This window comes from Haemophilus haemolyticus, from assembly GCF_003490595.1.
Classification (GTDB): Bacteria; Pseudomonadota; Gammaproteobacteria; order Enterobacterales; family Pasteurellaceae; genus Haemophilus; species Haemophilus haemolyticus_L.
This window is the reverse complement of sequence record NZ_QQGY01000010.1, coordinates 62,101-75,556: the sequence shown is the minus strand read 5'-3', so window position 1 is coordinate 75,556 and position 13,456 is coordinate 62,101. Positions and strand designations below refer to the sequence as shown.

General features: G+C 43.8%; 24 protein-coding genes. All 24 read right to left on the bottom strand.

Features of this window, described 5'->3' with window-relative positions; genetic code table 11:
- Positions 1–25: 25 nt before the first annotated feature.
- Entirely contained in the window at positions 26–946 is a 921-nt protein-coding gene (locus DV415_RS08650) for a Mu-like prophage major head subunit gpT family protein (protein WP_118790912.1), read from the bottom strand.
- Entirely contained in the window at positions 946–2,001 is a 1,056-nt protein-coding gene (locus DV415_RS08645; protein WP_118790913.1) for a phage protease, read from the bottom strand. Before DV415_RS08645 ends, DV415_RS08650 begins: the two co-directional genes overlap by 1 nt.
- 252 nt (positions 2,002–2,253) lie before the next feature.
- A complete protein-coding gene (locus DV415_RS08640; RefSeq protein WP_118790914.1) occupies positions 2,254–2,670 on the bottom strand; it encodes a phage virion morphogenesis protein in 417 nt (138 codons plus the stop codon).
- Between the two features lie 146 nt (positions 2,671–2,816).
- Positions 2,817–4,091: a phage minor head protein gene (locus DV415_RS08635; protein ID WP_118790915.1), complete on the bottom strand. Its 1,275-nt coding sequence runs from the start codon at positions 4,089–4,091 to the stop codon at positions 2,817–2,819.
- Positions 4,075–5,715 (bottom strand): DUF935 domain-containing protein, encoded by a 1,641-nt coding sequence (locus DV415_RS08630; protein WP_118790916.1) that lies wholly within the window; start codon positions 5,713–5,715, stop codon positions 4,075–4,077. Before DV415_RS08630 ends, DV415_RS08635 begins: the two co-directional genes overlap by 17 nt.
- 3 nt (positions 5,716–5,718) lie before the next feature.
- Positions 5,719–7,371 carry a phage terminase large subunit gene (terL, locus tag DV415_RS08625; protein ID WP_118790917.1) on the bottom strand — a complete coding sequence of 551 codons (1,653 nt, stop codon included), beginning with the start codon at positions 7,369–7,371 and terminating at the stop codon, positions 5,719–5,721.
- On the bottom strand, positions 7,372–7,518 hold the full coding sequence (locus DV415_RS10235) for a hypothetical protein (protein WP_192879117.1): 147 nt from the start codon (positions 7,516–7,518) through the stop codon (positions 7,372–7,374). It lies immediately after the preceding gene.
- Complete coding sequence (locus DV415_RS08620; RefSeq protein WP_118790918.1) at positions 7,518–8,018, bottom strand: DUF1804 family protein; 501 nt, start codon at positions 8,016–8,018, stop codon at positions 7,518–7,520. Before DV415_RS08620 ends, DV415_RS10235 begins: the two co-directional genes overlap by 1 nt.
- A gap of 2 nt (positions 8,019–8,020) precedes the next feature.
- Positions 8,021–8,287, bottom strand: a complete 267-nt coding sequence (locus DV415_RS08615) for a hypothetical protein (RefSeq protein WP_118790919.1) — start codon at positions 8,285–8,287, stop codon at positions 8,021–8,023.
- Positions 8,287–8,577, bottom strand: coding sequence for a hypothetical protein (locus DV415_RS08610; RefSeq protein ID WP_239990922.1), 291 nt, complete (start codon positions 8,575–8,577; stop codon positions 8,287–8,289). The genes DV415_RS08615 and DV415_RS08610 overlap by 1 nt, the downstream gene beginning before the upstream one ends.
- An 80-nt stretch (positions 8,578–8,657) precedes the next feature.
- A complete protein-coding gene (locus DV415_RS08605) occupies positions 8,658–8,915 on the bottom strand; it encodes a DUF2681 domain-containing protein (RefSeq protein WP_118790921.1) in 258 nt (85 codons plus the stop codon).
- On the bottom strand, positions 8,915–9,214 hold the full coding sequence (locus DV415_RS08600; RefSeq protein WP_118790922.1) for a DUF2644 domain-containing protein: 300 nt from the start codon (positions 9,212–9,214) through the stop codon (positions 8,915–8,917). Before DV415_RS08600 ends, DV415_RS08605 begins: the two co-directional genes overlap by 1 nt.
- Positions 9,211–9,378: a hypothetical protein gene (locus DV415_RS10230; protein ID WP_192879116.1), complete on the bottom strand. Its 168-nt coding sequence runs from the start codon at positions 9,376–9,378 to the stop codon at positions 9,211–9,213. Before DV415_RS10230 ends, DV415_RS08600 begins: the two co-directional genes overlap by 4 nt.
- Positions 9,368–9,871 (bottom strand): glycoside hydrolase family 108 protein, encoded by a 504-nt coding sequence (locus tag DV415_RS08595; RefSeq protein WP_118790923.1) that lies wholly within the window; start codon positions 9,869–9,871, stop codon positions 9,368–9,370. Before DV415_RS08595 ends, DV415_RS10230 begins: the two co-directional genes overlap by 11 nt.
- 93 nt (positions 9,872–9,964) lie before the next feature.
- The gene (locus DV415_RS08590; protein ID WP_118790924.1) at positions 9,965–10,390 is read right to left on the bottom strand and encodes a Mor transcription activator family protein; all 426 of its coding nucleotides are present in this window, start codon (positions 10,388–10,390) and stop codon (positions 9,965–9,967) included.
- Between the two features lie 112 nt (positions 10,391–10,502).
- Positions 10,503–10,853: a hypothetical protein gene (locus DV415_RS08585; RefSeq protein WP_118790925.1), complete on the bottom strand. Its 351-nt coding sequence runs from the start codon at positions 10,851–10,853 to the stop codon at positions 10,503–10,505.
- 63 nt (positions 10,854–10,916) lie between these two features.
- Positions 10,917–11,318, bottom strand: coding sequence for a gp16 family protein (locus tag DV415_RS08580; protein WP_118790926.1), 402 nt, complete (start codon positions 11,316–11,318; stop codon positions 10,917–10,919).
- Positions 11,308–11,856 (bottom strand): hypothetical protein, encoded by a 549-nt coding sequence (locus DV415_RS08575; RefSeq protein WP_118790927.1) that lies wholly within the window; start codon positions 11,854–11,856, stop codon positions 11,308–11,310. The genes DV415_RS08580 and DV415_RS08575 overlap by 11 nt, the downstream gene beginning before the upstream one ends.
- A 112-nt stretch (positions 11,857–11,968) precedes the next feature.
- Complete coding sequence (locus tag DV415_RS08570) at positions 11,969–12,256, bottom strand: hypothetical protein (protein WP_118790928.1); 288 nt, start codon at positions 12,254–12,256, stop codon at positions 11,969–11,971.
- A 3-nt stretch (positions 12,257–12,259) separates the two neighbouring features.
- Complete coding sequence (locus DV415_RS08565; protein WP_239990921.1) at positions 12,260–12,454, bottom strand: DUF551 domain-containing protein; 195 nt, start codon at positions 12,452–12,454, stop codon at positions 12,260–12,262.
- On the bottom strand, positions 12,447–12,926 hold the full coding sequence (locus tag DV415_RS08560) for a hypothetical protein (RefSeq protein ID WP_118790929.1): 480 nt from the start codon (positions 12,924–12,926) through the stop codon (positions 12,447–12,449). Before DV415_RS08560 ends, DV415_RS08565 begins: the two co-directional genes overlap by 8 nt.
- On the bottom strand, positions 12,923–13,093 hold the full coding sequence (locus DV415_RS10225; protein WP_192879115.1) for a hypothetical protein: 171 nt from the start codon (positions 13,091–13,093) through the stop codon (positions 12,923–12,925). Before DV415_RS10225 ends, DV415_RS08560 begins: the two co-directional genes overlap by 4 nt.
- Positions 13,090–13,254 (bottom strand): hypothetical protein, encoded by a 165-nt coding sequence (locus DV415_RS10220; protein ID WP_005758677.1) that lies wholly within the window; start codon positions 13,252–13,254, stop codon positions 13,090–13,092. The genes DV415_RS10225 and DV415_RS10220 overlap by 4 nt, the downstream gene beginning before the upstream one ends.
- A complete protein-coding gene (locus DV415_RS08555; protein ID WP_118790930.1) occupies positions 13,247–13,456 on the bottom strand; it encodes an ANR family transcriptional regulator in 210 nt (69 codons plus the stop codon). The genes DV415_RS10220 and DV415_RS08555 overlap by 8 nt, the downstream gene beginning before the upstream one ends.

The window sequence follows — 13,456 nt, the reverse complement described above, 5'->3', positions numbered from 1 at the left end:
TAGGGCGGTTTCCCGCCCTGATTGGTTATTCGTTGATGAACGGAGAGGCAAGCACATCTAATTCACTTTCAAGGATGTTGGTTGTGCCGTTGATTTGTTTAGTTTTAAACAATTCTTTTGCCGCATACTCAAGGTTGGTCGGAACCAAAATTAAATTCGGCTGAATGTTTAATGCTTTTCCACCGTCACCTTTTAAGCCTTTCATGGTTTGGATGACTTTTTGCACGTTTTCTTTTGTTAAGTTGGTTTTTTCCACGCGGTGGATAAGTTGCCAAAAACCGAAACCAGCTGCACCACGGGCACGCACACCCCATAAGTATTCATCTTCCATGAAGACGTGTTCGGATTTTGCCGGGTCAAACTTCGGCTCAATTTCTGGTGCGGTGCGTTTTTGCCAGATTAACGGTTTAATCGGCAAACGGGCGTCCACGATGTAGAACGTTGGCGCATCGTTATCTGTCCCCACTGTTAAGTTCACTTGAGTGGTACTGTTGCCTGTGCCGTCCACTTTCTCAAACACCGGGTGATCTGTATCGAAGAAGTTCTGACCGTCATAACACAGCGTAGATTTACCTTTTTTCAACAAGCTGAATACTTCATCATCAGGTAATTCGGCGGCAGATTGACCCGCTAATTCCATCATTGGCGTATATAGACCGACCTGATCGTCTTCGATCTCTTCGCGCGGAATGCCGACGGTTGATTCAAATTTTTTGTTAGTAATGCTTGTGCCTTGCGCTTGCATGCTTTGGATTTGACGTTGGCCAACCCATTCACGCATTTTCGGAAATTTACCTAAAAATCCGTAAGTATTGGTTTTCGTTGTGGAAGGAATTTCCATGGCGATTTTCGCCCATTGAGTTGGGTGATTTTCTAAACCTTTGATAAATTCTTTACGAAAGGCTTCGGTGATGTGGTTTAACACCTGTGCTTTATTGATTGACATTATTTAGCCTCCTGAGACTGATATTTTTTAATATAATCCGCATCGCTAATGCCTAGCATTTTTGCGGCGGCTTGTTGTTCTGCGGTTAATGCGACCACATTACCTTTGGTCGGATCTTCGTTCGCTTGATGACCGCCAGCTAACGCCGCAATCGGCGCGGCTTTATCCAAATAACCGGTTAATGCTTCAATACTTAGGCTTTGCGCCCATTCTTTTAATGCTGGGGATAACTTGCCTTGTGACAAAGCAGCTTCAATTAGTGCACTTTTTTTATCATTATCAATGCTTGATTTCAGATTATTAAAATCAGCCTGTAAGGCGGCGACCTGTTCTACCGGCACAAATTTAGCAGGGTCAGGCGTACCCACTTGTGCGGTTAATGCCGCCACAGATTGTTCTTTTTCGGCTAACTTGGCATACACATCCAACACCGCCACTTGGCTGTCGCCTTTGGCAGCAGAAAGTGCGGTCACTTTTTCGGTAATTTCCGCTTCGCTGGCGTCAGCTTTCAAAGCAAATAATGCACACAACGCGGCAAGTAATTTCTTATCCATTTCTGGTTTTTCCTTTTGTTGATTTAAAAGTTGCACACTGGCGGCAACCATCACTTCATCCATACCGTCTAAAGCGGGGTTATTGGTCAGTGCGGCGTGAAAGATTTTGCGAACATAACCATTCGTGTCATATGCAAACACGGCAGAGATATAACGATATTCGCCATTTTTGATGTATTCCGCGGCTTTGTCCGTCCAACGGACATCAGCAAAAATCCCTTGCGGGTTAAAATAGAGATATTCCATCCAACCTGCGCTAGGAGCCTCTTTGCCGTTTTGCTGGGAATGTAAGATTTGGTGTTCGTAGTCAATGGGTAGGGGATTTTTCTGACTGTTAGCCAATGCCACAACATCAGCCCCGTTTGTATCGGTTACATACCATGCCTCCACATCTGTCGGTCTGCCGTCAGTAGCTCTAAATTTGCCGTAAGGCAAAAGTTGGATGCGTCCATACTTCGCTTTGTCAATTTCAAAACTACAGGCTGCAAGGGTGAGTTTCATTCTTAAAATCCTGAAAAGTTAATCTAGGCTTTCAGAATAATGGAGTTTGAAAAATGAAAAGAGGGGAGCGACTTCCTCACTCCCCTCTAGGTTAGAATTTTTGAAAAATTGAAATTGGATGTTGCATTTAATCTTAAACTATTTTTAAAACCTTTTTAAATCCTTTTAAATCGTTTTAAAAAATTTAAAACGATAAATTACCCCTACAATCATAAAAATGCAAATATGCGCGATTTAGCGTGGTTTTATGTTTTATTTAACTACACTCCGAAAATAGGCTTGCACATCTTCTAGAATATCGTCCTCGTCTTGCGGTGTTAAAACAAGGAAAGGGCGCGCAGGAATATCCACTTTTCGCCCACGTCCAGCTTTGCCACCAAATTGATGAATTGCCGCGTAAGGTTCGTTGGTGCCGACCTCTGCGCCGTCATTATCATAATAACTTGTGATACTGTCCATCAGATTTTCTGTATCAACTAGCGGTGTGCCTTGGCGGTATTTCAACCCAAGCCACTTCGGACGGCCACCTACGTCAAAGTTTTGTAATACGGCGGACTCCATCGTGCTGGCAATGCTACGCATGAGTGGTGCGCGGTCTTGTGCGGCATTTGCTAGTTTATCTAATATCGCACCAACCTGTTGCGCATTATTGACTTCGATTTCTATCATAAGCGTTGCTTTTTTAAACTAAGAGGGGTATATTTTAACTGTGCACCGTTTGTTGCAGCGAATCTCGGCAACTGCTAAACGATGGGGTGAAATAGACCCGGGAAATACGTGTGGGGAGTCCGAGTCCCACCTGATGGTGCGCATAATTAATCACGTCTAAATGACTGCATGTAAAGTTCTTTCACATGCTCCAATATTTTAACCACCGCCATATACCGTTCGCCATTTATCGTTTTATAAAATTCAAAGTGATTACCTTTGCTTGATTTAATTTCATCGGGTGAATTAAGCACATCTGGCAACTTCTCATAAGTTTCAACGCCAAACTGTCCGTAACGGTTTGCAATCTGTTTAATCATAGAATCATCGGAAAACCAAATAGTCTTAAGCTCCGTGCCAATTTGCTTCCTTGTATCCTCATTTAATACACCTGCGGCAAATTTAAAATTTCGCGAATATTTATCACGCAACTCTTGCAAAAGATCACTTCGTGGTTTTCGTCCTTTCAGAGATAGGTAATGCGGGATGTGCGGTGCTAAATAGGCTGACAACTTAGCATAATCTAACTTAAACTCCGCCCCGCTCATTTCCACCTTAGCAAACTGATGTGCCAGCTTCTCCGGGTAAAGATCCAAATTCGGTTTATAGTTCAATCTTCCGACATTGTAATCAAAGCCCTTATCCGTCACCCGCACCGTGCCGTCAGACAACTTAAAGCCAACGGTTTTTTCACGGTTACCCAGTTTATCAGCCGGGCGTTCCACCTCAACCAAAAATTCACTACTGTCATCGGGCTTATCCATGCCACGGCGTTTTAAATCGCGGTCGGATAAGGCAATCACCGAGCAACGGCAATTAAAACCGTTTGGTGGGTAAAAGGTCACCCAAAACGGATCGTCATAACGATAAATCTTACCGCTTAACGCTAAATGCGCGGGGCGTGTGCGTTCATCGCCCACGGCGGAATATTGCCAATAAGGGCGATTGTCCACGTTATCACGCATGCGTTGATAACGCGCAGCAGAATAGGCAGACTGCATATTCACCCGGTAAATTGTATTCAGGCGGCGCGGAGTGCCGAAATACTCCCCTGTTTTCGGGTCAGCTAATAGATTCCCATCAATACCACGACTAACGCTTTTATCCTTGCCGAACACCCACCCTTTGCGCTCAAACTCGCTAAGCAAGTCTTTTTTCCATTGATTAAATCCCTTGCCTTCGCGTATAGCGGTTTCCAGCGACTGATAAATGTCTTTGGTCATTTCAAGACTGGATAACCGCGCAATAGTGGTCGCCTTGGCAAGTGCGCTATCGTGCAGTTCTTTGGTAAAGACTTTCCCCGCTAGCATTTTCTTCTGACGGAGGAATTCGATGGCTTCTTTCGGCTCCATGCCGATGACGAATTTAGGTACGTTTGGCATTGGACGCCCCCAACAAATCAGCCAAGAATAAGGCACTGGTTAAATAGCGTTCATGGGCATCCGAGGTTAAATCCGGGTAAAGTTCTGCCAGTTTATCACTGGCTTCTTCAAAGCTGTTACACGCAGACAACACCGCAACGGCTTTTTGCACCATCGGATCTAATTGTTGGTTAAAGTCCAGCTGTGTCATACCGTGATCTAACAAGCTATCCAACAAATCCTGCTCCGTCTCCCCATTATTGCCTGCAGACAACGCCACACGCGTGCCTTTACCAAGACATCCCGCACACTGACAACCCACTACGTGGGCAGAAAGTGCGGTAGATTTCCCCGGTGTTTTTAAATCGGGATTAAAATCATTTTGAACGGCTTTTAAAACCACTTCGCCTTCTTGTGCTTCTGGAATGCCGAGCTTATCGCGCGTCCATTTTTCGGGGATTTGCACGCCAATCCCCACCAATTTCGGGATGGCATCAGCAAAGGTGCTTAAATCATCGTATTTCTTGGTGTCAAACTCAAAGTATGGCACACGATGTAGCGCAATATTGGGGTCAACGTTAATCTGCAAATAAGGCAAGATGATTTGTTGCGTGATGGTCTGCGCCACTTGTTTAGCGTCAGACACCAACAAATCACGGCGCACCTCATTATGCACGTTGCCTAGCGCATTAGTTGAGCTTTTTCCGTCTGCACCTGATGTGAGCGTTTGCCCTAAAATCAGGCGGGCAATGGATTTTTCGCACCAGTCCACCATTTGCAAGAAAGGGTTATTTGCCGACCCAGCACCAGTATTTGCCGCATTATGCAATTCGATAGTCATGGAATCAGGCATAATCCCTGCGGCGTTATGTCCGATTTGTGCAAGTGCGCGTAATAGCGTGCGTTTTTCTTCGTTGGTTGCCCCTGCGCCATATTTCCCGATACGAATCGGCATGCCGTAAAGCTCCAAAAATTCGGCAAAATCACGCACAGAATAATGCTTAAACATATAAAGCCAAGCCAGTGTGCGGAATAAACCCATACGCGCCAATTGAACGGAACGGGACTTGTGCGAATGCACCACCCAGCCGAACGGACGCAAAGGTTCCCCTATGGGATTGCTAGGGGTTTTTAACAAGAGATTGTCGTTTTTATCTAGCTTAAACCAAGACTGAGGGCGAGCGATAAAGTTGTGCGGAATATACTTACCGTTTTCCAATTTCCACTCGATTTCCAACGCAGAAAAGCCGTGACCTACCGCGTCCATCATATCCATCAGCAGGTTTTCAAGGTTCGGATATTGATAAAACAACTCGTCAATTTCGGTTTGCAGTTTTTCTTCCGCCGGTGTGGCATTACGCGGTTCAGCAATGCGCCAATCCAGCGTTAAAATCGCCCGTTTGCGCGTCTGGATATTCGCACCGATGGCACTGTCTTGTTCTTCGATGTCCATAAACAACTCGTGCTGTGCCGTAATATCGCCATTTTCCGCATCTTCTAAAATGCTTTTCAGCTTTACCGGAGTGATGCGATTGCTCGGGTGGTCTGAAAAAACACGCCCATTAGCTGTCACCATTGCTTCGTCGGTTTGAGTTGGTTCTGTTTTTACCCCTACCAATGTTTTAATTTTTTCCAAAAATTTCATGTTTTATCCTCGCCAAATGCTATATAAATCATCTTCCGCATCAAAATCATCATGCCCCAAGTCTTCATCGTTTAAGCCTATCCACTCAATAGGGACGGAACTCGTCACTGCATTACGCCATAGCATTTCTAATGCGTCTGGGCCATCATCATGATCAGCTTTTGGAAAATGTCTCAACTGTGATTCAAGGGTGGATTGTGAGCGATGCAATAAAATTAACCCGTTGGCAATATGCGGTTGCAAGCTCTCAATACGAAGCATTTTGTCACTATTTGGTTTTGTTGCCGTGGCAGGCACAGGTTTTCCGCGTGCTGCTGAACGTTTAACCAACTCGGTTTTTAAGAATTCTTGGAATTGCACGGTCTCAACAAACCAACGGTGGCAGTTATACTGTGTATGTAGGCGGATAACGTCCTCAATAATTAAATCGGGTAAACGCTTTTTAATTTGAGCTTCTACAACGTATAATTTACCTGTTTCCCGATGGTATCCACCGACCAAAATTGCAGATGGGTCACGACTTGCACCGGCTTTACCCAGTGACGGGTCAACCGCACCAAAATAAATCAAGTTATTAGGTAATTCTGTCCAATATTTAAGACTGTTCGCAAAAATGGCGTCATCGCCACTGACCGGGTCATTTTGATACTCGGAATCAAATGCCGAATGTCCGTCTTTGGCGCGTTCTTTCATTAAATATAAAATTGGGCGGGCAAGCCATGACACAACGGAACCAGCATCCATTTCCGATTTATGCTGTTGATAAAATAAGTCAGATAAGGTGTCGTCGTCGCCTTCTTCAGACAAATAGATGTTTTCCCATTCATCCCATAACGTCATATTGTCCGGCATGCGCAAAATGGCTTTAAATCGGACACTTCTCCAGCCTTTAGTATTTAAAATTCGGTTCAATACGCTGTCATAGTGCAAAATAGTGCCGACGTAAATTACGTCAAATTTCTCACCGGCGGCACCAAGTTTTAGAACGGCTTTTAAAATCCAGTTGTGTAATTTATTGCGCTGTTCAGGTGTTTGAACAGTTTCATCGTTCTCTATATCATCTAATACAACTAAATCAGGACGAAAAGCTCCATGGCGACGTCCACGTAGCTTTTGCCCAGCACCGACCGCTTCCACTTTTTGCCCTTTAGACGTAAGAATTGCACCGGCACGCCAAACTTTGCCCGGCGTAAGTTCGGGGAAATCAATAGCAAGTCTTGGGTTTGACTCAACCTCAACTTTAATGGCTTCTAACATGCCATAGGCTTGCTCTTTGGTATCCATAGCAATAATAATGTAATTTTTAAGGTTACATACCATGCACCAAAGCGGGAATAATTGCGTACAAATAGTGGATTTCGCCTCACCGCGGGGTGCGGCAATAGCTTGTCGGACGGATTTATCTATTTCTTCAACCGAAAGCGGAAGATTTTTAAACAGATATTCGTGTAACTGGGATTTATGCGGAGAACGTACATAATGCGGAAAATAGGCTTGAACAAAATATTCAAACCCTTTTTCTTTATCTAAGACTTTCTTACGACGCTCTGCAATCGCATGCGGTTTATCATCCCAACCTTCAAAATTCGCTTCGATATTGCGCTGTAATTCAGCACGTAGTTGTTCGAGCTGTTTTTCGAAATCTTTGTATTTCATCTATAACATTACCGCAATAAATAAAAGCCAGCCCCAACCTTTGATACCGGCAGCCATTAACTTAAAAGCACATACAATGCAGACAAATTGCACAATCCAGCGAAAATAGTAATGCTTATGCACAATGGTTTGATTTTGCTTTTCCATCACTTAAACTCCTGCTTAACAATGTTTTCTAAATCATCTAAAACAGACAAAAAAGTAGGCAATAAGTCAGGATGTTTAGTTTTAATTAGATTAGTTACCATCTCAATAACTTTCCATGCTGTTGCTAACTCTGATACCTCTGGCAATAACCGCTTACTGCTCGCCACCATTTTCGAGTAGCTATCACCCAAACCTTGGATCAGTTTAGCTTTATCGCTCACCGGCAAGTCTTCCGCATGGCGTAGCTCCTCCATGGTTTTTTCAAAGTAGATGACAAACGTGGTGAGCATACCGCGCGCCACGTCTTCTACTTTTCCGCTTGCCATAGTGTTGGCATCACGCACCGTGTCCCAGTTGTCTCCGCGGGCTTCCGCTTCTTTTTTCCAACGGCGAGCGGTGTTGTACGATACACCGGCTTTTTCAGCCGCTTGTTCAAGCGTCAGGCAATCAAACACATAGTAACGGCGCACATACGCCTTAGTTTTTTCATCGTGTGCCATCATCAGCCCCCGAATTTCGCTTTGATGAGTTCAAAGCCAACCGACACCACTAAACCACCTAAACCGCCCGCCATGACGGATTTAATGCCCAACTTATCCATGCGGGTTTCCAACATTTTTAAACGGGCGTCAATATCGTCCACGCGGTCGTCCAGCTTGTCGATTTTGCGACTAACTTCACGGGTTAAATCTAAAATTTGGTCTAACTTTTGGTTGGTTTTGGCTTGTTCGGCCTTTTGATCCAACCGCTTTTGTTCTCTTGCCGACATTATTTATCCGCCTTCTTGTCGAGTTTTTCGGTGATTGAGTTTAGCTGCTTGGTGATGGCGTCCAGTTTTTCCATCACGTTTTTGTTGACGATGTTAGAGACTTCCTTTGAGAGATAATCCCGCTTTACTTGGTCAACCTCGTCATGTAACTGCTTAAATTCGCCATCCAGCCGCTTAAACCAAAGGCCGATAAAAAATACCGCAATGGACACTAACGCGTTAAAAATCATCATCCCATTAATGTGCACTTCCATTTTCACCTCGCTGACAAATGGTTCGGTATACATCATTATGCACTTTAATTTGACGCAAGGTTTCTGTCGTATCTTGACGGCTTGCGGATATCAACGAAAAACCCGCACAACTTGCATTAATCACGGAGATCCCCTGACTTGTGCAACCCATCAATAAGAGTGTCACGGTCAGCATTGCGACTGTTTTCTTCATATTGTTTTCTCGTTTCAAAGTGTTTCACTTGTGTGTCTGCCACGGCTTTTTCGCGTGCCAGCTGTTCATTGCTTTTTAATAATCGGTCGATTTCACGGCTTGCGCGTTTTAGCTTATACGCCACATAAAGCACCACCAAAACGCTGCACACAGCCACCGATAACATTAAATTCAATCCCATTAAATCCCCCTTGGTCGGTAAGGTTCTTCCGGTTTTTCCACGTATTCTTCCACCGCACGTTCTTGCGCGACTTCTTTCGCGCGCTCACGGGATTGATACGCCATCACTGCGCCTTTTGTTGCTACGGACCCGCCGCAGAAAAACGCAAAATACAAATAGAGATCGGTCGCATTGTCACGACCGAGATAGACCGAATACACAAGCACACCAGCAAGCACTAAAAAGCCAAAAAACTGAATAAAGCCTGTGGTGCTGGCGCGCCCATTATCGTTAGTAAAGAGTTCAAAAAATTTCTTCATGCGGTTAATCTCAACATTAAGGCTACCGCAGGTGTCATTTTCCCACGCACGACATAACTCCACGCATTTTTACTGTAAAAGTGCGGTCGATATTGCGTGACTTTTTGAGGCTTTTGAAACCAATTTAAAACACGTTTAAACACGCCTAAAAACTTAAACTTCATTGTCTTGTGCTCCATATCTCAAGTTTTGTGCCACACGATTCACCCAACCTTTGCCATATCGGTCAAAGTTCTTTAATCGGATGTAAAAATTAAGGCGTTCGCCGTTTAACACCATCAACGTGTCAGAGATTGGATTGCGATTGATGGCCTCTAGAGAGTATTTACCAATAATGCCGTCATCTAACACGCCAACTGCGCGCTGTAACATACGGCTCGCATTGCCGAAACCGTGATTCACCGCCGCATCAAAAAATTGATAGGCAACGGCATCCGGCATTTGCTCACAGTTGTAACGCAACCAAAATGCGCGATAATAGATTTCATAGGCTTGTTGGCGCGTCATGGTTTTCATGTTGCCAGTATAGCCATTCGCCTGCGCGGTGCGTTTAGTGACACCCCAGTTGGTTTCGCCGCCCGGGTCACGTGGGTCGTTGACATAACCGCCCTCGCGTCCGATAAGACGGTCAAAAATCTGCTGAAAAGTTAAAGACATAAAAAATACCCTCGCTCGTTGATATGATTGAGGGTATTCTGTGTTAAATGAGGTCGAATGGGTGGGGGAGACGGTTCCACACACCCTGTAATTCTAAAATAAGGCAGCTTGTTGATATTGCGGAGTTTGTTGCGTGCGTACAATCTCCCACGCTTGGCGGTCGGAAAGATGATATTTCGGGCAAAGCTCAAGCATTGCCGTGCGGCCACTTTTCTTTTCGGTTTGCGTGATGTAGTCAAAATCCGCTTTTAGGCGTTCGTTGCGTAACAACCGCAGAGCGACTTCACAACGCGGAATATATACTTCCTCCGCCTGAAAATAATGACGCAATTTGACTGCACTTTCCTGCCCAATGAGTGCTTTTAGTCGCGGAAAATACACTGCTCCGTCGGTAAAACGAAACGTTGCCCCTCCGAACTGATTAATAATTTTTTCTACGTCAACAAACCCAACTAACTCCACCATTTCCAGTACGATTTCAGGCAGATAGTTGGCAACGCTCTCTAACTTTGACTGCATAACATTTCCCCTATGTGACCATTTAGGCGGATTGTCGCACGGAAATTTTAAAAAGGCGGTGTTTTTGAAAAAAAAGATAAAAAAAATCCCACCGAAGTGGGATGAATTCAACTTAATTTTGTCCTTTCAACTTCAACACCTGAGGCAACAACTGCAACGTCATTTTCCATGCCTTTTCAGATTCATCTGGTGACAATGCTTTACAATCTACATATTCATTACCATAGTCACCAGTATCAGTCTCATTTTGTGCAACAATTAAAGTGATTTTACGTAATGCACAACCTGCAATTGGATTATGATCTTGTCCAAAAGATCCATCTTTCATTCCGAACGCAACATTTCGTAATGCCTGATAATCACCCTGTAAGGCTTTATTTAGTTCTCCTTTAGCTTTATCTGTCATTGAAAAGGCCGAAACAGAAATTAAGCCACATACCATAGCAATTAATAGCTTTTTCATTATTATTTTCCTCCAATAAAAAAGGCTCCAAAGAGCCTTCAATTTACACCTGATAATTTCATCTTACAATGCTTTTTTATTCCGATCATACACCGCCAACATCTGCACCACCTTTTTCAACTGCCACGGCTGTAACCAATGCACAAAATCCACTTTAAACGAGCGTTTCGCAATGCCATCGGCATATTCTTTCGGTAAACCATGTTTTGCTAAAAGTGCGGTAATTTTTGCCAAATAAATTTTCTTATCTTCACGTGGTGTCGCACGATTTCCCCAAAAATGACTACTGGATTTAAAGCCCTTTTGCACCATAATATTCAACACCTGTTGCAATTCACTTTCCGTCATTTCACTACAACTTGTTTTCCCCGTTGTGCTTACCAATAATTGACGATAGGTTTCATCATCAAGATCTAATTGGCTTTTTCCAATATGGATTCTAGCGATTAAATTTTTACGCAACATAGCCTTTCTCCTGTTCCGCTTTCCAGGCTTTCCAAACCGCAAACTCAGGCATATTTTCCACAAATTGCAACTGCCCAATAGCGGCATAACGTTCAATATATTGAATAGCGGCCATACGTTGATCCTCTTCTTGCGCCGCAACGCTTTGCATTTCAGCTTTGCCTTCATTACGCACCACTGCAAATAACGGTTTCGCCCCTTCATACACTTTCTTCAAATAGTTATGATTCGCTAGAGCTTGAATATTGCGGGTTTCCCGACGGTTTTTCATCACCGCTTGCACCGTTTCATTCAACGCATGAGCGAGTAGTGGACTGGGTTGATACATCTCCAACACATCTTTCATTAATCTCAATGCCCGACCATTAGATAGCGCCGATCTTTCAGGACGAAACAAACCAATATAACTCACCAACGCACGGGCATTACGGCCACCCAAATTGGATATTAACCCCAACATCTCACGCCCCGCATCATCTTCCAACAGCGCATCCAAATGAATGTCACTGTGGCAAATAGGGCAACGGCATAGTTTCATTATTGTTCCCTCAAACTTAATTTAAAACACATTACTCAGCCCACTTCATCTAACTTATTCCCCTCTTTTGTAAAGAGGGGTTAGGGGAGATTTAATGGACTGTAAATAGATTTTAAAAATTGTTCGGGTCGTCGTCTTTATCTAGCTCTATCACATCAAGTCGCTGAATAACTTCAAATTTAGCTAAAAAACGCAGTCTGTTCTCAAAATCACCATCTCTCCACACATACAAGACTTCGCGTTCAGGATCTTCGAACATATCCCAAGCATAAGCGTTTTCTTTTGCGATATGTAAAGCGACGTCATCAAAACACCGACTTTCATCTTCCCAGGTGTTTCCGTCATCGTTGTTTGTAGGATTGTTACTTTCCAATGCGTAACGATATAAATATTTAGCCATAATCTATTCCTCCGGTGGTTGTGGTAGTGGTTTCCAGTGTGTTACTTCATCATCTGTAAACTCAGTAAATCCGCACAAGTCTGCACAGAAAAATGCAACATTCACAGGTATGGCATATTCCGGGCAATATGCGATAAAAAAGCCATCTTCACTTGGCGGGCAAGAGTCATACTTAATCCATCCGTTGTTTTCACTCATTTTCAGCTCCTTTGTAACTCGGATATTCACTTCTCAAAATTCGATAACAATTGGTCTTTAACTCAAAAATGCTTCTCGGCAGAGCGTTAATAGGTAAGGATTTAAAGGCTTTACCGCTATCGTCCATACCATACGGCACACCGATTGCGCGCCAACATCGTGCGGCGTGTACCGCTGCGTCTTTAACCACACCCGAGTTAATCACAAAGCTATTTGGCACAATGCGTTGCAACAAAACACCTTGTGCCATAAGCTTTTTAACCCGCCGTCTAAATTGACTTTCGCTTAATCCAGAGCCTGCAATAAGTTGGCTTACACCCAATATTGCAAAGTCTTCTGCTCTTTTCTCTGCATAATCATCGCTATATGTACCAACGCTACCACCGATATAATTCACTAAGGTTTCTTGCGCAATACGGTCTAATGTTTCATCCCAAATATACTCAAGGATATGTTCATCTAGCACTTTCATATCTTCCCCAATCTCATTCTCAACCCTGGTAACAAATTCTGCACATTCCCCACATAAACGGCAGCATATTGAGCCTGCCCTGTGCGAAGATAGGTTTGTGCTTTAATAAGCTGCATTGCTGCTTGTTGCAATATTTCATCCAACCGCACTTTTTCTTGTTCACTCATACTTCCTCCACCTCAACCACATCATCAATTTCCGTAATCGTATGCGGTAGTTTATTCACATCACACACATTCAAATCACACAATTCCAACACTTGCTCATTGCTTTCAGCTTCCACAACTGCTTCAACCAAACAATAAAAGCGCGCCACAAACTTAGCCATGATTGACCTCCGGTCTTCTTGCTGGATAACGCACATAATGTGCGCAAAATAAACGACGATTTTCCGCCCATTCTTGATTTTCTCGACGGCGAGCCACCGTTGCCGCTTTTTCCCAAGCACTTTCTGCTTGTTCCCATGCACCAACACGTTCCATTTCAGCAGCGTGTTGGCTAAAATCTCGGTAATTTTCCAATTTTTTCAT